Source organism: Paenibacillus sp. FSL H8-0260 (assembly GCF_045040625.1).
Lineage (GTDB): Bacteria > Bacillota > Bacilli > Paenibacillales > Paenibacillaceae > Paenibacillus_AQ > Paenibacillus_AQ odorifer.
Window position 1 is genome coordinate 687418 of sequence record NZ_CP150298.1, and the last position, 19986, is coordinate 707403.

General features: G+C 45.8%; 18 protein-coding genes. 12 read left to right on the plus strand and 6 right to left on the minus strand.

Annotated elements, in window-relative coordinates; all coding sequences use genetic code 11:
• Positions 1-11 precede the first annotated feature (11 nt).
• The 6 genes from MHI51_RS03030 to galU all read left to right on the plus strand — a co-directional run bounded on the left by MHI51_RS03030 (position 12) and on the right by galU (position 6055).
• The gene (locus tag MHI51_RS03030; protein WP_036676767.1) at positions 12-308 is read left to right on the plus strand and encodes an antibiotic biosynthesis monooxygenase; all 297 of its coding nucleotides are present in this window, start codon (positions 12-14) and stop codon (positions 306-308) included.
• A 14-nt stretch (positions 309-322) separates the two neighbouring features.
• Positions 323-1141: a phosphotransferase family protein gene (locus tag MHI51_RS03035; protein WP_076186267.1), complete on the plus strand. Its 819-nt coding sequence runs from the start codon at positions 323-325 to the stop codon at positions 1139-1141.
• A 28-nt stretch (positions 1142-1169) separates the two neighbouring features.
• Entirely contained in the window at positions 1170-1715 is a 546-nt protein-coding gene (locus tag MHI51_RS03040; protein ID WP_405173569.1) for a DUF1697 domain-containing protein, read from the plus strand.
• Between the two features lie 206 nt (positions 1716-1921).
• Positions 1922-4051, plus strand: a complete 2130-nt coding sequence (locus MHI51_RS03045; RefSeq protein WP_405173570.1) for a glycosyltransferase family 39 protein — start codon at positions 1922-1924, stop codon at positions 4049-4051.
• A gap of 78 nt (positions 4052-4129) precedes the next feature.
• Positions 4130-5116, plus strand: coding sequence for a glycosyltransferase family 2 protein (locus MHI51_RS03050; protein WP_076138397.1), 987 nt, complete (start codon positions 4130-4132; stop codon positions 5114-5116).
• Positions 5117-5134: 18 nt separating this feature from the next.
• The gene (gene galU / locus MHI51_RS03055; RefSeq protein ID WP_341001067.1) at positions 5135-6055 is read left to right on the plus strand and encodes a UTP--glucose-1-phosphate uridylyltransferase GalU; all 921 of its coding nucleotides are present in this window, start codon (positions 5135-5137) and stop codon (positions 6053-6055) included.
• A 389-nt stretch (positions 6056-6444) separates the two neighbouring features.
• On the opposite strand, the gene MHI51_RS03060 is transcribed toward galU, so the two are convergent.
• From MHI51_RS03060 to MHI51_RS03070, 3 genes are all read right to left on the minus strand, one after another.
• On the minus strand, positions 6445-7011 hold the full coding sequence (locus MHI51_RS03060) for an FAD-dependent oxidoreductase (protein WP_076278138.1): 567 nt from the start codon (positions 7009-7011) through the stop codon (positions 6445-6447).
• 167 nt (positions 7012-7178) lie between these two features.
• Positions 7179-8762: a cell wall metabolism sensor histidine kinase WalK gene (locus MHI51_RS03065; protein WP_076278139.1), complete on the minus strand. Its 1584-nt coding sequence runs from the start codon at positions 8760-8762 to the stop codon at positions 7179-7181.
• Complete coding sequence (locus tag MHI51_RS03070) at positions 8759-9442, minus strand: response regulator transcription factor (RefSeq protein ID WP_076220407.1); 684 nt, start codon at positions 9440-9442, stop codon at positions 8759-8761. Before MHI51_RS03070 ends, MHI51_RS03065 begins: the two co-directional genes overlap by 4 nt.
• A gap of 475 nt (positions 9443-9917) precedes the next feature.
• On the opposite strand from MHI51_RS03070, the gene MHI51_RS03075 reads away from it, so the two are divergent.
• The 3 genes from MHI51_RS03075 (at position 9918) to MHI51_RS03085 (ending at position 14839) form a co-directional block, all read left to right on the plus strand.
• Positions 9918-11081, plus strand: coding sequence for a glucose-1-phosphate adenylyltransferase (locus MHI51_RS03075; protein WP_076278140.1), 1164 nt, complete (start codon positions 9918-9920; stop codon positions 11079-11081).
• A gap of 122 nt (positions 11082-11203) precedes the next feature.
• Complete coding sequence (glgD, locus tag MHI51_RS03080) at positions 11204-12307, plus strand: glucose-1-phosphate adenylyltransferase subunit GlgD (protein ID WP_036676786.1); 1104 nt, start codon at positions 11204-11206, stop codon at positions 12305-12307.
• 99 nt (positions 12308-12406) lie between these two features.
• The gene (locus MHI51_RS03085) at positions 12407-14839 is read left to right on the plus strand and encodes a glycogen/starch/alpha-glucan phosphorylase (protein ID WP_036676789.1); all 2433 of its coding nucleotides are present in this window, start codon (positions 12407-12409) and stop codon (positions 14837-14839) included.
• Between the two features lie 79 nt (positions 14840-14918).
• Here MHI51_RS03085 and MHI51_RS03090 read toward each other — a convergent pair whose 3' ends face one another.
• Positions 14919-15398, minus strand: coding sequence for a GAF domain-containing protein (locus MHI51_RS03090; protein WP_036676791.1), 480 nt, complete (start codon positions 15396-15398; stop codon positions 14919-14921).
• A gap of 228 nt (positions 15399-15626) precedes the next feature.
• Between MHI51_RS03090 and MHI51_RS03095 the strand changes: the two genes are divergently transcribed.
• The 3 genes from MHI51_RS03095 (at position 15627) to MHI51_RS03105 (ending at position 18186) form a co-directional block, all read left to right on the plus strand.
• A complete protein-coding gene (locus MHI51_RS03095) occupies positions 15627-15908 on the plus strand; it encodes a hypothetical protein (protein ID WP_036676794.1) in 282 nt (93 codons plus the stop codon).
• A 184-nt stretch (positions 15909-16092) separates the two neighbouring features.
• The gene (locus tag MHI51_RS03100; RefSeq protein ID WP_076219362.1) at positions 16093-16647 is read left to right on the plus strand and encodes a GNAT family N-acetyltransferase; all 555 of its coding nucleotides are present in this window, start codon (positions 16093-16095) and stop codon (positions 16645-16647) included.
• Positions 16648-16677: 30 nt separating this feature from the next.
• Positions 16678-18186 carry an MDR family MFS transporter gene (locus MHI51_RS03105; protein WP_076219361.1) on the plus strand — a complete coding sequence of 503 codons (1509 nt, stop codon included), beginning with the start codon at positions 16678-16680 and terminating at the stop codon, positions 18184-18186.
• Between the two features lie 634 nt (positions 18187-18820).
• On the opposite strand, the gene MHI51_RS03110 is transcribed toward MHI51_RS03105, so the two are convergent.
• Positions 18821-19132 (minus strand): hypothetical protein, encoded by a 312-nt coding sequence (locus MHI51_RS03110; protein ID WP_144024664.1) that lies wholly within the window; start codon positions 19130-19132, stop codon positions 18821-18823.
• A 243-nt stretch (positions 19133-19375) separates the two neighbouring features.
• On the minus strand, positions 19376-19843 hold the full coding sequence (locus tag MHI51_RS03115) for a MarR family winged helix-turn-helix transcriptional regulator (protein WP_036676802.1): 468 nt from the start codon (positions 19841-19843) through the stop codon (positions 19376-19378).
• Positions 19844-19986 lie beyond the last annotated feature (143 nt).

Consider the following 19986-nt stretch of genomic DNA (forward strand, 5'->3'; position numbering starts at 1 on the left):
AGATGATGAGTGTGATTTTGGAAGCTGCGATGCTGCAAGTGAAGCCTGGTTTGACTACTGAATTTGAGCAAAGCTTCAAGGAGGCATCAAGCTTAATCTCCTCGATAGAAGGTTATATGGGCCATGAATTACAACATTGCTTGGAGGATGATCATAAGTATCTGTTGCTGGTGAAGTGGAGAACGCTTGAAGACCACACTGTTGGATTTAGAGAATCCAGCCAATATCAGGAATGGAAAGCACTCCTTCACCATTACTACGACCCATTTCCGGTAGTTGAGCATTTTACCCGCATTAATCTGGACTAAATGGAGGATGCCGAATGAAGGCAAAGCTTGTTGGGGAAGGCAGAACAGCGGAGATCTGGCAGCATGACGATCAGAGGATTCTTAAATTGTACCGGGAGGATATAGCAGAGCAACATGTCAGCCGGGAATATAAAATCAGCCAGTTTGTACATGCGCGGGGTGTTCGGACCCCCCAGCCTTTTGAGCTTATTTCTGAACAGAATCGACAAGGTATCGTTTTTCAACAAATTCAGGGTCCCTCTTTACTAAAGGTGATGGGTGAGAAGCCTTGGAAAGTTACCCAATATGCCAGGCTGATGGCGGGGCTTCATTGTGATTTGCATAAGCTTGAAACTACAGAGGAAATCGGCCAGCAAAAGGATATGCTGAAAAGTCAGATCATGGTTGCCCCTATGCTGAGCGAAGAGGAAAAATCCGTCATTTTAAAGTATCTGGAGAAGCTGCCGGAAGGTACTCGTTTATGTCATGGGGATTTTCATCCCGACAATGTGCTTATGGATGAACAGCTCTGGGTGATCGACTGGATGACGGGTGTAGTGGGAGAACCTGCTGGAGATGCTGCGCGTTCCGTAGTGATGTTCAGTTTGGGAGCTATGCCTCCGGGAGCTTCGGCCTTCTCCAAATTAATGTTAGGTTTTATAAGAAAAAGATTAACTAAGGGATACATTCAAGAGTATCTCAGATTATCAGGACACACTTATGAGGACGTAGACCGCTGGATTTTGCCGATCGCTGCCGCACGTCTGGTGGAGGGGCTTTCGCCTCCAGAGAAGGAGCTGCTGGTAAAAGAAGTTCGTAAACGTCTACACACCTTAGCCGCAGAGGTAAGCTGATCATGGCACAAAAACGGAGGCGTATTCTATGACTACCTATATAGCGCTGCTGCGTGGAATTAACGTGGGCGGGAACAAAATTATTAAAATGTTGGACCTGAAGGCGATGTTTCAAGCGCTTGGATTTGCAAATGTACGAACGTATATTCAGAGCGGAAATGTCGTGTTTGAGAGTGATGAAGGTTCGGTGAGCCTGCTTAGCGGAGTCATTGAACGTCAGATTCATGAGGTTTTTGAATTCGAGGTCTCTGTTATTATCCGTACTTTAGCAGAAATGGAGAATGTGATCGCTAACGATCCCTTTCAGCTGTCCGAGCCAGAGGAATTCAAAAGATGGTATGTTACTTTTTTACCAGCCGAGCCTTCAGCGGAAGCATTGGATAAACTGCGCACTTATGAGAATGGACCGGATAAAGTGCGTTTTGTCGGCAGAGAGATGTATATATTATATGAGGTCAGTGTGAGCCAATCGTCGCTTTTTAAAGTCCCTTTTGACAAAATACTCGGGATGCCCGTTACCGCACGCAACTGGAACACGGTGAATAAGCTTGTTGCCATAGGCAAGATGGAATAACATAGTTTGGATTGAACAGGGTACCGAAAGGCTCCACATTGTGGGGTCTTTTTTGCGTGCCGGCAGCCTCATTTATTCAGCAAACATTCAGCTTGCACTCATTGAGAGTTAAGGTATGGATGAAATAATACACCTACGGAAAGCTTGGGCCGGAGTTACAGAACTGCCGGCATATAGAATGATCAAGGGATAGGAGTGAAATGGAGATGAGTTTTGCTAGAAAAATAAGCTCGGATCTTATACTGTGGCTCATTTTAATACTCGCTGCTTTTTTGTACGGTTATGGAGTTTGGAATGACCACTATGTGAATACATACTACACCACTGCCGTGGGAAGTATGCTGCAAAACTTTCATAATTTCTTCTTCGCTTCACTCGACTCTGCAGGTTCAGTCACGGTGGATAAACCACCAGTCACCTTTTGGATTCAGACTCTTAGCGCACTCATTTTCGGGCTGCATGGCTGGAGTGTGATTTTACCTCAGGCGCTTGGGGGCGTAGGCTCCGTGTTGCTCGTATACCTTCTGGTAAAACCTACCTTTGGTAAAGCAGCAGCACGTTTAGCAGCGCTGGCCATGGCAACAACTCCAGTAGCGGCGGCTGTTAGCCGGACGAATAACATTGATGCTCTGTTAGTATTCACGTTACTGTTGGCGGTTTGGTTTTTATTTAAAGGAACGAAGAGTAATAAGCTGGGCAGTCTCCTTGCCGCATTTGCTTTAATCGGTGTTGGGTTTAATGAGAAGATGCTGCAGGCGTATATGGTTTTGCCGGCTTTTTATCTCTTTTATGTCTTGGCTGCGAAAGTGAACTGGAAGCGGAAAACCGGAGTATTAGCGGCCTCGACAGCTATATTACTCGTGGTCTCGTTATCCTGGGCAGTGATAGTGGATTCAATTCCCGCTAGTAAACGACCTTATATCGGCAGCAGCGGTACTAACTCCGTGCTCAATCTGGCCTTTGGTTATAATGGTGTCGCCCGATTGACGGGTGATCGGGGGACAGGTGGTGGCGGAGGTGGAATGCCTTCAATGAATGGTGGTGAGATGCCGAACATGAATGGCGAGATGCCAGCTATGAACGGTGAAAGACCCGCTATGAACGGGGCAGATGCTGAAAATGGTACGGATAGCGGACGTGGAGCATTTTCGGGTCGGCAAGGTATAAATTCAACCTCAGACAGTCAAAATGGCGCCGATGATGGAGGTTCTCCAGGGCAACCACCCGGCGGTGGAACGGATAATCAAAACCGGCAATTTGGTGGTGAAGGTGGAGGTCAAGGACAACGCGGCGGCATGAATGGCGGCGGAGGTGGAATGTTCAATACTGGAACCGCAGGTCCACTGCGCCTGTTCCAATCAGAGCTGTCAGGTCAGGCAAGCTGGCTGCTGCCTTTTGTATTGTTTGGCTGCATTGGATTATTCGCTAATCTGCGGAGAAGGAACTTTACGCAAGGGCATAAAGAAGCTCTATTCTGGTTAGCATGGCTGGTGCCGGTGATGGGATTCTTCAGTATTGCGGGATTCTTCCATCAATATTATCTGGTGATGATGGCTCCGCCGATAGCCGCGCTGGTCGGTGCAGGCTGGTCAAAGCTCTGGAGTCTGTATTGCGAGCACTCTGGTTGGCTGTCATGGCTATTGCCAGTTGCAACGCTGGTTACAGCAGCTTTTCAGTGGTACATTATTCATCCTTATGACGATACGATTGGCAGGGGCTGGTCGATTGGCATTCTGGCTGCCGGTATAGTTGTTTCTCTGGTGCTGGTCGTTCTTAAAGGCAAACAGAAGCCATTTGTTTTCTCGGCAAGTATTGTTGCTGTACTAGTATTGTTAATTGGCCCGCTCTACTGGGCAGCTACCCCAATTACTTATGGCCTGAACAGTCAAACCCCTGAAGCAGGACCAGGCAGCAGTGAGGGCAGAGGAGGAATGGGCGGCAATTCTAGCAACTTTGGACGTAATAGCGCTACAAGTGCAAATGAGAGTCTGTTGTCCTATCTGGAGGAAAATAATACTGGGGAGCCTTATCTGTTTGCCGTATTGGATTATGGCACAGCAGCTCCTTATATCGTCGATAAGGGGGCATCGGTTGTTATTCTGAACGGGTTTTCCAATTCGGACACAGTATATACCACAGATACCCTAGAGGCGTTAGTAAAGAGTGGAAAGGTGAAATACTTCCTGCTGAGCAGCGGCGGTATGGGGGGGGGACGTGGAGGGAACTCTACGCTATCTACCTGGATTACCGACAATGGTACAGAGGTTCCAGCCGCGGATTGGGCAGGAAACGATGCTGGTAACAGCGGAACGTTATACAAAGTTACAGTTAACTAGTTCAGTGTTTTAGAGTACGAAGCGTGCTAATACATTTGCAGGCACGCTTCAGCATTCAAATTAAAGGAGGAGCTGCTCATGAGCATCAACGTGCGCTATTCCATTATTATACCGATGTTTAATGAAGAGGCAGTCATTCAGGAAACGTATCGCCGTATTAAAAAAGTGATGGCAATGACGGAGGAAGTGTATGAGCTGATCTTCGTGAATGACGGCAGCACCGACAACTGTGCCCAGATGATCGAGGAATATAGCTACTGGGATGAGAGTGTGAAGCTGATCGATTTGTCACGTAACTTTGGACATCAGATCGCTATTACTGCCGGAATGGACTATGCCCTTGGGGATGCAGTTGTCATTATTGATGCTGATTTGCAAGACCCGCCTGAGCTGATCTTGGACATGATTGCGGAATGGAAGAAGGGGTATGAAGTTGTATATGCTAAACGGGTGAAGCGTAATGGTGAATCCTTATTCAAAAAGTGGACGGCCAGCCTCTTTTATAGAATTCTGCGTTATTCAACCGATATTTCTATCCCTGTGGATACGGGTGATTTTCGGCTCATAGATCGTAGGGTCTGCGAAGAGCTCAAACGTCTACCGGAGAAAAACCGTTTCGTGCGCGGACTGGTCAGCTGGGTTGGTTTCCGTCAGAAGGCGATTGAATATGAACGGGATGAACGTCTGGCGGGGGAAACTAAATATCCACTAAAACGTATGATCAAGCTCTCTTTGGACGGAATTACCTCCTTTTCCTATAAGCCGCTGAAGCTGGCAGGATATTTGGGCGCACTGCTGTCGGCTTCTGGTTTTCTGTACCTTATGTATGTTTTGTACCTGGTGATTTTTACAGACTCAGTTGTTAAGGGCTGGGCTTCGATGATTGGAATTACGCTGACCTTCAACGGATTTGTACTCATTATGCTAGGAATACTAGGTGAATATGTCGGCCGGATTTATGACGAAACTAAAGGACGTCCGCTTTATATTGTCCAAGAGTTCTATGAAGGTAAGGGGCAGCAAAAGAACATTCGTGAGCACCCTGTGACCCATCTCCGTAAATAAACTGCAAGGGAGGGATTCATGATGAAGATTAGAAAAGCTGTCATTCCCGCCGCGGGCTTAGGCACTCGTTTCCTGCCTGCCACTAAGGCTCAGCCAAAAGAAATGCTGCCCATTGTGGATAAACCAGCGATTCAATATATCGTAGAAGAAGCCGTCCGCTCTGGTATTGAAAGTATTATCATCGTGACCGGCCGCAATAAGAAGTCGATTGAAGATCATTTTGATAAATCGGTGGAGCTGGAGCAGACGCTTTTGGAAAAAGGGAAAGAGGAACTACTTCGTGAAGTCCAGCTAATTAGTGAGCTAGCGAGCATCCACTACATTAGGCAAAAAGAGCCGCTGGGACTAGGCCATGCCATCCTTTGTGCGGAACAATTTATCGGTGATGAACCTTTTGCTGTTTTGCTTGGTGACGATATTATGGTTTCGGAGGACCCGGCGCTGCTGCAGATGATGAGATTGTATGAGCAAGAAGAGCAGACTATCGTCGGTGTGCAGCAGGTGCCACGGCAGGAGGTTAACAAATATGGGATTATAGCCTCCAGCGGCTCACTAAATGGAGTTCATGAAGTAAAAGGATTGGTAGAGAAGCCCTCGCCTGAAACAGCTCCTTCAGAATACGCCATTATGGGGCGATACATTTTGGAGCCTTCGATATTCTCAGTGCTGGCTAACCTCAAACGTGGAGCGGGCGGTGAATATCAACTGACGGATGCTTTGCACGAGGTATGCCGGCAAGAAGGATTGCTGGCGCTGGATTTAATCGGCAAACGTTATGATATTGGTGATAAATTTGGTTACATTAAAGCCACGCTGGAGGTAGGTTTGATGCGGGAGGATTTGCGCCCATTATTGGTTCCGTATTTGCAGGAGCTGGCTGCTAGTCTTAAGGGAAGAGAAAAAGAAGTGGATTCCTTGCATTGGAGTATACACAGTTGAGGGAGAGGAACTGTTTCAAACGATCATAACATCGGCTTCGGCGGTGGGATGAGGTTTTGAAGCAGTTTTTTTGCGTGTGGTGTTCAAAGGACGGTGAGGGACGAGCAAATAAGTGTACTTTATACAATTAAAAGTATGGGGGACAGCTGCAACTCGATTTAGTTGCACTTGATACATCTATATCTTCACATTTTAACTAGAATGCTCATTTAGTTTGTTTTTAGTTGCATAAAATACACTTAAAACAGCCGTGTGGGTGTTATTGTATGAAATAGCTGCATCAAGTGCAGTTATTTTTAAATTTCGTAACTTGGTTCTCCTGGGTGACGAAAAAATCCGAAAGACCGATTCCTAAGAATCATCCTCCGGATTTATGTTTTGAGTATAGATTAAGCTTTCAGCACATCATGATCAACGTAACGCGTACCATTTAACTCGCTAATTACATTAATAGCTACCTTCGCACCATCGCCTGCGGTAATAATGGCATGTACACTTACTCCAGCAACAGTACCAGCAGCCCAAATGCCTGCGATATTCGTTTTGCCTTCAGGATCTACGGCTACTACAGTTTTGATTCTTGGCTCTGTACCATCCTTAGTCTCTACGCCAGCTTTGGCAGCTAGATCTGTAAGGGCGCCTGTGGCGAGAATGACATGTTTTGCTTCATAGATAATTCCATCTTCAGTTTCAATGACAAAACCATTGCCGCTGGAGGTGAGGTTGATAGCCTGTTCGGAAACCAGCTCAGCGCCAAATTTAACGGCTTGCTTATGCCCGGTTTCGACCAGCTCAGGACCACCTACTTCGGAAATTCCATAAAAGTTCTCAAACCAACCTCTGCGGGTCATGCCCTTATCGTTGTCGATCAGCAGCGTTTTTTTGCCCGCCTTGGCGGCGAACAGGGCTGCGCTTGCACCGGCAGGACCGGCGCCAATTACGGCGATTTCGTACATGTATTTACCTCCTAAAAGTTTTGTGGAGCGATGCTCCTTAGAATGGACTACATAGCAAAACTGGTAACGAAAGCATACGCTTGGTTTTGTGGAGCAAAACTCGCTTCGAAAGCATACGCTTAAGTTTTGTGGAGCGACGCTCCAGTTCCTCTTAATTATAACGGTTGTTACTCTTCCTTGGCTAATCCTTCCTCGCAAGGCAGGCTAACCGTAAACGTTGTCCCCTCGCCAACGGTGCTATTTACACTAATCTTGCCGTGATGTGCCTCGACAATAGATTTTGTGATGGAGAGACCCAACCCTGATCCGCCGTATTTACGTGTGCGAGAGGAATCACTGCGGTAGAATCGATCAAAGATATGTGGGATATGCTCCGCGGCAATTCCGTAGCCATTATCCCGCACGCTTAATAGAGCTTGATTTCCTTCCGCTTGTAAAGAGAGATGAATGCTCCCTGTCGTGGCATCGGTATGCTGAACTGCATTGTGGAACAGATTCAGAATCACCTGCTTGAGCTTATAGGGATCATATTTACCACGGATGCCATAGGAAATATCAAATGTAACTTTCCGTTGATCTGCGAGCAAAAGCAGATGCGGCTTCATTTCGTGAATCACCTCGCTGAGAATCAGATCAGTCATCTGCAGCTGTGGAGCTCCATCCATTCGAGCGAGCAGTAGCAGATCCTCGACTAGCTTATTGATTCGTTTCGATTCACCATGCATGCTTCGCAACGAGTTATATAACTGTTCTTTATTATCGGCGGCGCCCCGCAGCAAGACCTCAAGAAAACCGTGTATTGAGGTAAGCGGAGTTCTAAGCTCGTGGGAAGCATCGGCAGCGAACCTGCGCATCTGCTCCTTGGCCTCCCGTTCATTATGAAAGGATATTTCGAGACGTTCGAGCATACCATTGAATGAATGAGCAAGCTTGTCGATCTCGGCTTGTCCTTGGTCAACTGGAAACCGAATGTCCAAATTACCGGCATTAATGATCTCAGCCGATTCTCCCATATTAGATAGAGGAACTAACGTCTTTCGCAGGGCCGGTAAGTATAGGAATAATCCAGTCAATAAAGCAATCACTGACAAACCTGCGTAGATCAGCAGCTGCTGCATTATCACATCCGTCAATGGCCCCGTGCTCACACTCATTTGCAGCAGCAATCTAGTATTTCCAGGTCTATAAAGATTCATGAATATAGCTAGATGTTCAGTTCCGTCTTCAGCTTGGATGAGCTTGTAATTTCCTGTTGCCCTATCCGTGGTGTGAATTAGCAGCGCATCGTATTGCTCATTGGTCAGCCTGGGTGCTGCTATATCTGAGAGGGTTAATTGCTGTAAATCCCTGAAGGTGCCATCCGAGCTGTACATGGCGAGAGTTGTATGGGCATCAAGCAGAAGCGGGCGCCGGTTCTCGCCAGTTCGCAGCCCACTTGGCATTTTATTCATGTCTTCTCTTTCCAACGGGAAATTGCTGTTAAACTCGTTGTTCGTGTCATTTATACCTGTGCTGTCCTCGTCATAGGAATTTAAAAAGTTAAAAAACATCTCACGGGGGACAGAACGTATTTGCGCTTCCATAGACTCGGCTCTATTGCTGTATATAAAATCTCGCATAAGGATATATTGTAAGACTCCAATTAGCAGCAGCAATCCTGATAGAATAAGCAGCGATGTGGCAAGCAGCTGTTTACGCAAGGAACGTGGTGCAGGCAGTCTGCGAAGCCATCTGAAGATGGGAGTGCTCATAGATCCACCCGGTAGCCTGCGCCCCGCAGGGTACGGATAATACGGTGCTCCTTATCTCCGAGCTTCTCACGAAGCGAACGGATATAGACCTCAACAATATTTTCCTCACCGCCAAAATCATAGCCCCACACTTTATCAAGAATCATAGGCTTGCTGAGTACAAGGCCGTGATTGATAACGAGATACTGTAATAACTCGTATTCCGTAGGGGAGAGTTCAAGTACTTCCTCCCTGAAGCGAATTTCCTTTCGCCGACTGTCAATTCGGAAAGGACCGCAGCGGACCTCACCTAGCAGCCCCGGAAACTGATTCCGCAGCCGCGCTTGGATCCGCGCTAGTAATTCATCAAAGCTGAAGGGCTTGACCATATAGTCGTCAGCACCAATAGATAGTCCTTTTACGCGATCATCCACTTCGTCTTTTGCAGTAAGCATGATGACAGCTACCTCTGTCTCTTCTGAGCGCAGATAGTGACATACCTCGAATCCATCCATACCCGGCATCATAACATCCAGGATAGCTACATGGGGCTTGAATTCAGCTGCAATCGAAATGGCGCTTAGCCCGTCCGACGCGGTTCGTACATCAAAACCTTCGTTAAGGAGACCCAGCTCCAGGAACTGTAATATATGAGGCTCATCATCTACGAGCAGAAGTCGAACTCCTTGTACTGCTTTCATTATAGGTTCCTCCAAATCGGTGATAGATAGCTTCATTATGCCATATCCGGTTGAATGTTTGCTGAAGACCGAATGATTCTTTTTCTAGAATAAATGAGTGAATTTCTTTCACATGGCTTTAAATTGGTTAATCTAGTTATAAGGAATATTAACGTGTTTAATGACAAACAGGGTTAAAAATTCCGGATTTTCGGAATTGCGATAAAGGGTTTTGACGAAGAATATAGAACACTTTACAATAAGGATAATCTCCTGATTCAGGCTCCTGATTTTGGAGAATGCTCTCCCTATTTTAGGTTAGATCATCCGAACGTGTAAAATTTCCTTCCTCGTTTTTTCAACTTTGTCATCTTCCTATCAAGGCTCATTTCTTTCTGGTGTATTTCTTTTCTAATTCACTTCTTTTTGGAATTCTGTTCATTCATCCTAGGTTTGCTGAACTTTATATTACCCATAAGTCAAGGGAGGCTTTTCCATGAAGAAAAAAGAAATGGTAGCCATGCTATTGGCTGGAGGCCAAGGCAAAAGATTGAAAGGTTTAACCAAATCGCTTGCCAAGCCCGCTGTCTATTTTGGGGGCACTTATCGGATCATCGACTTTCCTTTAAGTAACTGCTCCAACTCGGGTATTGATACTGTCGGTGTATTGACACAGTATGAGCCACTTATACTACATTCTTACATCGGAGTAGGCAGTGATTGGGATTTGAACCGTAAGAATGGTGGAGTATTCGTATTGCCACCGCATGAACGTGAGAATGGAAGCAGCTGGTATCGGGGAACAGCCGATGCGATTTATCGAAATCTTAAATTTGTAGATCAGTTCGACCCTGAGCATGTTCTTATTCTATCCGGTGATCACATTTATAAAATGGATTATCATGCTATGCTGCAATACCACAAGGAGAGAAATGCAGATTGCACAATTTCTGTGATTGACGTTCCGCTGGAGGAAGCAAGTCGATTTGGAATCTTAAATACGGAGGACGATCTGAAAATTTACGAATTTGAAGAGAAGCCTGCACAGCCAAAAAGCACGCTAGCTTCTATGGGTGTGTACATCTTTAAATGGGAAATTCTCCGCAAGCATTTACTGGAGGACGGAGAGAATATAGGGTCATCTCACGATTTTGGTAAGGATATCATTCCTTTGATGCTGGAAGACGGAAACTCTTTATTTGCGTACCCTTTTGAAGGGTATTGGAGAGACGTTGGTACGGTAGCAAGCCTGTGGGAAGCGAACATGGATTTACTGAGCGATAATCCACCGCTTAATCTAAATGATCCCAACTGGCGCATATTTACACGCAATCCGAATCAACCTGCTCAATATGTCGCACCTGGGGCGAAAGTGTCAGGATGCATTATTAATGAAGGGTGCATTGTGCATGGTGAAGTGAAGCACTCGGTTCTTTTTTATGGCGTAGAAGTAGGTGAAGGCAGCGTGATTACGGACTCCGTAATTATGCCTAAGGTTAAGATTGGTAAGAACGTACGCATTCATAAAGCGATTATTAGTGAAAATACGGTAATCGACGATTATATGGAAATAGGCATCGAGCGGGAGAACGAGAACGAAATTCTGCTGATCGACAATAAAAGCAAAAAACGTAAATCAGCTGTGGCCAAAACCATATAATCAAGCTAAAACGCCTTCGGCGTCCTTCTAGGGACGGTAAGCGTTTATGCGAGATTTATAAGGATAAAGTATATAGTGAAACTTATACTTTCTTATAAATTATAAGAGGACGGTGGATTCCGATGAAGCAACTCATGGGTGTAATTAATCTGGATCATGAACTCGATAAACTAAATGAACTCACTTATTTCCGCTGTGGTGCAGCCGTACCTTTTGCCAGTCGTTATCGGTTGATAGATTTCGTGCTTTCCAATATGATGCGTGCGGATCTGGAGAGCGTGGGCCTGTTTGTTCGCCGTAAATATCGTTCTTTAATGGATCATTTGGGTGACGGGAAATCTTGGGATATGAATCGCAAGCATGGGGGACTATTTATTTTGCCTCCGGACTGGAATGATCCCACCGATACTTCTCTTGGCGACCTTCAGCATTATCATAATAATCTGGATCTTTTTAAACGGGGATCTGCAAAATATATTGTGTTTTCCGGCAGCCAGCATATTAATACTATCGATCTCCAGGACTTGTACAGCTACCATTTGGAGAAGGGTGCCGATGTTACAGTAGTATACAAAAAAATAGAGCAATTGCAGCCAGAGCATGAGTTATGCCAGCGTATTGAAGTGGACGAAGAGAATAATGTGACCAATATCCATCATGAGAAGGATCATCCCAATTTATATCTCGATATCTTCATTATGGAGAAAAAACTGTTCCTGGAGCAGGTGGAACATTGCATTGCACATGGGGAGAGTTACTTTTTCCGTGATGTGATTCAGAAAAACCGCCATAAATTCAAAATCGCTGCTTATGAGTATCATGGCTATCATGCCGTAATTAATTCATTGGAAAGCTATTATAAGAATAGTCTGGAACTGCTTCAGCAGGAGAATTACTTTAGTCTGTTCAAAGAAAGTCCAGTGCAGACGAAGATTAAATATGAGGCTCCTACCCGATATTTAGAGAGCGCAAATGTCAGCAATTCACTGGTGGCTAACGGCTGCATTATAGCTGGAACGGTGGAGAACAGCGTGATCTTTCGTGGGGTTCAGGTACGTAAAGGAGCGAAGATCATCAACTCTGTAATTATGCAGAAGTGCATTATAGAGGAAGATGCTGTTATTGAGAATGTGATCATGGATAAGGACGTACATTTAAGTAAGAATCGAATTCTCGTCGGGGATAGTAAACGTCCATTTGTGATCGCCAAGAGCAGCAAAATATAAACCAACTGGATTAGATGAAACGAAACAGTATAACCTATCTGATCTACAGGCATAGTCTAATGCATCCCTAAAAAAGCTTTTGTCAGGAGGAACCTGCTGTTGTTTAACGATAAAGAAACTTTCAAACAGGTGTTTCGCGAGACGCTCATCAGTAAATTGGGCAAACCTTTGGAGGAAGCCTCGAATGCTGATGTCTATAAAATATTAGGCAACATGATTCGCGAGAATGCCGGGAAAAATTGGGCGGATACCAATCAAAAGTACAAGACGGATAAGGATAAGCAGGTATACTATTTTTCTATGGAGTTTCTGATCGGAAGACTTCTGGGGAACAATCTGCTGAATATGGGCGTGCTGGAGGTCGTGCGTGAGGGATTGGCCGATCTTGGTTTCTCGCTGCAGGATATTGAGGAGGTAGAAGCCGACGCTGGGCTTGGCAATGGAGGACTTGGACGTCTAGCTGCTTGTTTCTTGGATTCACTGGCCTCCCTGCAATATGCGGGGCATGGTTGCGGTATACGTTATAAATACGGCCTGTTCGAGCAGAAAATCGTTGACGGGTATCAGGTGGAACTGCCCGATTACTGGCTGCAAAATGATAATGTATGGGAAGTGCGTCGTGAAGACAAACAGGTAGAAGTAAGGTTCTGGGGCGTGATTGAGACTCGGGAGGAGAACGGGCGGCTTATCTTTGAGCATAGTCAATATGAGGCCGTTCGTGCAGTTCCGTATGATGTGCCTATCATTGGTGCAGATCGGCGGCATGTGAATACACTGCGCAACTGGAGTGCGGAGTCCATCACCCAGCCTACCAGAACCTTTGGCTCTTTTGCCGGATCAGACTATCATAAATTCCTGGAATATAAGCGTTCCGTAGAATCCATCTCGGAGTTCCTGTATCCGGATGACTCTCAATACGAAGGCAAGCTGTTGCGGTTGAAGCAGCAATACTTCCTCTGCAGCGCTGGCCTGCAAAGTATTCTGCGAACCTTTGGAAAGCTTGGACTCCCTATACAATCGCTGCCCGACAAGGTTGCACTTCATATCAATGATACACATCCGACGCTTGTAATTCCTGAATTGCTGCGGATTCTGATGGATGTACATGGATTAGGATGGGATGAAGCGTGGAGTATTACAACTCGTATGGTGTCCTATACAAATCATACGATCTTGAGCGAAGCCCTGGAGAAATGGCCTATTCAAATGGTCAGGGACTTGCTTCCACGTATTTTTCTTATTATTGAAGAGATCAATGCCCGCTTCTGCGGCGAGCTGATGAGTCGTTATCCCGGTGATCAGGACCGGATTTCACAGATGGCAATTATTCATGACGATCAGGTTCGCATGGCCCATCTGGCGATTGTGGCGAGCCATAGTGTCAATGGGGTAGCGGCGCTGCATACAGAAATATTGATGAAACGCGAAATGCGGCTCTTTAATGAAATGTACCCGCACCGCTTCAATAATAAGACGAATGGGATTACTCACCGGCGCTGGCTGATGCATGCCAATCCAGATCTGGCTAATCTTATCAATCAATCGATAGGAACCCGCTGGATGAGCCATCCGCAAGAGATGATTGGCTTGATTAAATATTGTGAGGATGCATCCTTCCAGGAACAAGTGGCCAGCATTAAACGGCGGAATAAGCTCAAGTTGGCTGAATACATCTACAGCAAGCATTCGGTACATGTAGACCCCGACTCTATTTTTGATGTTCAGGTGAAGCGCCTGCATGCTTATAAGCGGCAGCTGCTAAATATTTTGCATATTCTGCATATGTACAACCAAATCAAAGATAATCCTTCGATGGATATGGTACCGCGCACGTTTATATTCGGAGCAAAGGCGGCGCCAAGCTATCATTTGGCGAAACGAATTATCAAGCTGATCAATACTGTGGCGGAGGCTGTCAACAAAGATCCGGATGTTAAAGGCAAGATTCGTATCTTTTTCCTTGAGAATTATTCGGTATCTTTGGCCGAGAAGATCATTCCTGCTGCGGATATTAGTGAACAGATTTCTACAGCGAGTAAAGAGGCTTCCGGTACGGGGAATATGAAGTTTATGATGAACGGTGCATTAACCGTAGGTACGATGGACGGCGCTAACGTGGAAATGCATGAGATGGTAGGGGACAACAATATGTTCCTGTTCGGTCTTCGTGCTGAGCAGGTAATGGATTATTATCAGCATGGCGGCTATCACGCACGTGATATCTACAATGGGGATAGCCGTGTGAAGGAAGTATTGGATCAGTTGGTTAATCCGGGACCTATATGCTGTCATGGTGCGGAGTTTGAGACCATTTTCCATTCTCTTTTGGATAATAACGATGAATTCTTTGTGCTTAAGGATTTCGCAAGTTATGTCGAGACTCATGTCGAGATTGACCGGGCATACCGCAACCGTCAGGAGTGGCTGAAAAAGTCTATTATAAATATTGGTCATTCCGGTAAATTCTCAAGTGATAACACGATTAGCCGCTACGCGGCGGAGATTTGGAATATCAGTCCGGTACGGCTATAGGCTCAACAAGAATAGGCTGTCTTATAAGTAGGAGATTCCTACAAATGAGACAGCCTATTTCTTGCTCTATAGAGTTGCTTTAGATAACTTCCGATACCAGGGCTGCGAATCGCTCCAGGAACCGGCGTTCCTCATCATCAAAACGATCTTTCAGCGGACTGTCGATATCGAGTACGCCAAGCAAACGATCATCCTTGATCAGCGGGACGACAATTTCGCTGTTTGAAGCGGCGTCACAGGCGATATGTCCCGGGAATGCATGCACATCTCCTACTACTAACGTGCGTCGTTCCGCAGCAGCCGTTCCGCAGACTCCACGAGATAACGGGATGCGGATGCAGGCAGGAAGACCTTGGAAAGGCCCGAGCACAAGCTCCTTGCCATCAAATAAATAAAAACCGGCCCAATTCGTATCCGGCATAGCGTGTTTAAGCAGTGCCGAAGCATTGGCCAGGTTGGCCGTTGCACTTGGTTCGTCCTTTACTAATGCTTCTAGTTGGATTAGAACCGCTTCAAACTGCTCGTTGCGTGTTCCATCGTAAGGCATAGCTTGAAACATGAAGCATCACCTTCCTGTACTTTAAATTCAAATATCAACTCATAACTGTAATTATCAACATAGTACAGCTAGACATGATACGTCAAGCGACAATACCAATCTGTAACAATATGGAATCTTCCTTGAAGTCCATGAAATGCGGAACAGCCACAATAATGTTTCCGGGGATCGGTCAGAGGGTAATGCTAGTATAAATACCGAAGGCTATATAGCCGGAAGAGGTGGAATATGCGCGCTGATGTACAGAACTTGTTCATAGGAATTCATATGCTTTATTGTGCACGGGATAAAGATGTGACGATCTCAGAGATGCTGCTCGGACTTGAAGATCTGGGGTATCGTGTAGGAGAACGCGAAGTGAAACAGGAATTGGAAAAGCTGACACTGGACAACTTTCTGACTGCCCATACCGAAGGGTACAGTATTACGGGGACTGGAATTGAAGAGTTCAAGGATATTCGAGCCAAACTTCAGGTGTTATGCAGTGAAGTTATTCATGAAGCGGAATGAAATCATTGTAGTTAAGTTTAATAAAAAGCGTCTGTATTTAGGGAGTGTTTGCTCCCTGTTGCAGACGTCTTTTTACGTTAACGCGTAGAATTTGTTCTTTTCAATGTTAAAGAATTTAGAACTTTTATCTTAAGGATATACTCTTGAATGATGTATAATTGATAAGTTGAAGGGGGGCAGAGACTTGTACATCTGCAATGGAGTGATACCCACACTGGTCGGCAGTAGAGTGAAGCTGTGTGCTATGACTACTGAACATGCTTCAGCATTGTATCAGATCTGGTCTCATCCAGAGGTCACCCGCTGGCTGGGGGTTCCAGCATTATCCTCTATCGAAGAGACTGAGCAACTGATTGCATTTTTATCACAGATGGCTCAGGAAGAGGACAGCTTACGCTGGAGTATTGTAGGACCCGGAGGTGAAGTTATAGGGAGCTGCGGGTATAACTATTGGCAGTTACAGGGAGCTTACCGCGGGGAAATTGGCTGCGATCTGGCGCCTGCCTTATGGGGGCTTGGATATATGAAAGAAGCGCTTGGTTTAGTGCTCAACTTCGGCTTCAATAGGATGGGGCTGAATCGGATAGAAGCGCTGTGTCATCCTGATAATAATCGTGCGGAGAGGCTGGTTCAAACGCTCGGCTTTCAGAAGGAAGGTATACTGCGTCAATATCGTCAGACACCTTCCGGCTTTCAGGATGTGACTCTGCATGCGCTTCTGCGTGGGGAATGGCAATGATTTTATTACATAAAGAGAGGGTTTGGAACATTGAAGTCAACAGGGGATTTAGAACGTAAATTAATACTGATAGGGGTGCTGCTAGCTACCTTTTTGGCTGCGATTGAAGGAACGGTAACAGGACCAGCGGGTCCAGCTATCGTAGGTGAATTTCAGGGAATGCAGTGGCTTAGCTGGATTTTCACTTCTTATTTGCTGGCAATGGCTATTACTACTCCTATTTTCGGCAAAATCAGTGACCTCTTTGGACGCAAGCCGGTGTTCATGTGGGGGGCAGCTGTTTTTTTATTAGGCTCATTATTATGCGGTATTTCGCAAAGTATGGAACAGCTGATCCTGTTCCGGGCAATACAGGGGATTGGCGCGGGTGCGCTCATTCCAATGACCTTTACCATTATCGGGGATATTTACAGTATTGAAGAGAGAGCGAAGACACAAGGATTACTTAGCTCTGTATGGGGGATTTCCTCTTTGGTAGGCCCTCTTCTTGGAGGATATGTTGTAGATTACCTAAGCTGGCGCTGGGTATTTGTCTTTAATCTGCCATTTGGTTTACTAGCAATGGTATTTATTGCCCGTTATTTGAAGGAAGAGAAGGTACGCCGGAAAGCACAAATTGATGTGGCAGGGGTGCTGCTATTCGCTGCTGGTATGGGCGCATTACTCTTCGGTCTCTCCACAGGAGGACAGAATCTGGAGTGGACATCCCCACTGCTAATTGCAACTCTAAGTGTGGCTGTTATCCTGCTAGTCTTATTTTTCTTTGTGGAGCGTCGTGCTCCTGAACCTATGTTGCCGCTGGGTCTATTCTCGAACCGCAATATCGCAGTATCTACAGGCGCTAACCTGCTGGTAAGCACATTAATTATTGGGCTTTCTACGTATGTGCCATTATGGGTGCAGGGTGTATCCGGAAAAAGCGCCGCCATCTCAGGTTTGCTACTGGCGCCGATGTCGGTAGGCTGGATGTTTGGTTCGATCGCCGGAGGGCGGATGATTCTAAAAGCAGGTTCGCGTCGAACCGCAATGCTTGGGTTGATTATGATCGCTGCCGGGGCTATTGGTCTGGCTTTCTTAACAGGGGAGTCTTCACAGCTGCTGCTCTTATGCTTGATGCTGGTCTGTGGAGTTGGCTTTGGGTATTCTTCTACAGTCTTTACGATTATCGCGCAGTCCTCTGTTGCGTATGAGCAACGGGGAGCATCTACAGCGCTTAATGCGTTCACGCGTTCTTTAGGACAGACTGTTGGGGTGGCTATTTTTGGTTCCTGGCTGAACTTGAATATTGATAAGCTGTTAAGAAAAAAACCAGATTCGAACATCTCAGGAGATGATATTAATAAGCTGCTTGGATCACATGCAGGAACCAACCTGTCTGGGGAAGTATCAAACAGTCTGCGTGATGCCCTTGAAGGTGGTCTTCATTCATTATTTATCGTAATGGCAGTTTTCGCTGTTTTGTCGCTGATAATTTCCTGGGGTTTGCGCAAGGGTGTGCCTTCAGTAGAGGATGCTTCATCGTCCTTGAAAAAGGCATAACTTATTAGGTAGATAGCGTTTAAATGTGCTTGATCCATACGAATTGACTTCCTGGAGTGGCGTACGGACTAACGGACGGAGTGGCGTACGGAAAGACGCACGGAAAGACGCATGGAGTGACGCACGGAATGACGCACGGAATGACGCACAGAGTGACGCACGGAGTGATACATAGAATGACGCACAGAGTGACGCACGGAGTGATGCATGGAATGACGCACAGAGTGACGCACGGAGTGACGCACGGAGTGATACATGGAATGACACATGGAATAACGGATGGGTGGCACGCCAGATTGATGTAACCTCTAGAGTAGAGCGTCGATGGAAGCAGTGGAAGCAATCGTTAGGCAAATTTAGTTGTATTTTGTACAACTATAATCCTGCCGTTAACTCTTCAATGGATATAACTGTATTTAGTACACCTATTTTCTTGTTTTACTCGCCTAGGGGTACTTTTTCTGTTTTTAATTGTACAGAATACACTTAAAGTTAGAATAATCCGATTTGCATACGAAATAGCTGTACAGAATGCAGTTATTCCCTAAGTTACTGCTCAGGTTCATCAAGATCGGGCGCTGAAAATATAGCGGGTTATATCAAAAGTGGGTTTTACTGAGAGTGATAGTTACGGTCAGCTAGAAGGGACGTCCAATCGGAAGTGTGTTCGCCAAGTCCAATCGGAAGCGTGCACGCCAAGTCCAATCGGAAGTGTGCTACTCCAAGTCCAATCGGAAGCGTGCACGCCAAGTCCAATCGGAAGTGTGCTACGCCAAATCCAATCGGAAGCGTGCACGCCAAGTCCAATCGGAAGTGTGTTCGCCAAGTCCAATCGGAAGCGTGCTACGCCAAATCCAGTCGGAAGCGTGCACGCAAGTCCTGCCGAATAAGGATGATGATGATCCGAGGTTTGCCAAAAGCGGACCTCAAAGTCCGTCTTCGGCATCGACTTACTGCCCTAACTGATCAGTTCCCAACTAATGTTCGGCTAACGGAGGCTGTAAAAAGGCACTCAAATTTTGCTCAGAGGGGTCATAAGGACTTATATCATCTGCTCAAGTAAACTGCCGCAGAACAAAGAAAACCAATAGGCGATTCTCAAATAAATCGGAGAATCGCCTATTGGTTTTCTTTTTACCATTAACAGAAATCAATAACAGCTTGTCTAAAACACATAAATAAGCGACTCTTACTTACGAGGAAGAGGGGATAGCTTCTCAGCTTGTAGACCCATCTTTTTGAGCAGAACAATCATTTGTTCCTTCTCATCATCATTCAGACCGCTGAAAGCAAGATGCAGGCGTTCTGAATATTTCGGATACATCTCATTCATGAGACGTTCACCTTCCGTAGTCAGCTCCGCAAAAATCACACGGCGGTCGCTCGGACAAGGCTTACGCTGCAAATAGCCGCGTTCCTCAAGCTTATCGATTACGTAAGTAACGTTGCCGCTTTGCAGCAGCAGCTTGGCGCCAATTTGTTGAATGGGTTGTGGTCCCTTATAATACAACACTTCCATAACGGCAAAGGCAGTCGGATTAAAACCTTCAATTTTGCTGCCGGTAACAGCATGTTCATTAATGCTCTTAAAAGACTTGGCAAATACCCGGTACAAATGTAGTGTTAATTGCGTATCACGTTCGTAAGATTGTATCATGCTTCTCCACCCTCTATCGTTAATCATGTGTGAACTCATCGCACAGTTTGCAATCAATAGTCATTAGTGCACGGGTTACCTGTGCAACGAACCTTGAGATAACCTTAGAATACGTGAAAGAGCGAATGAAGAACATGTGATTT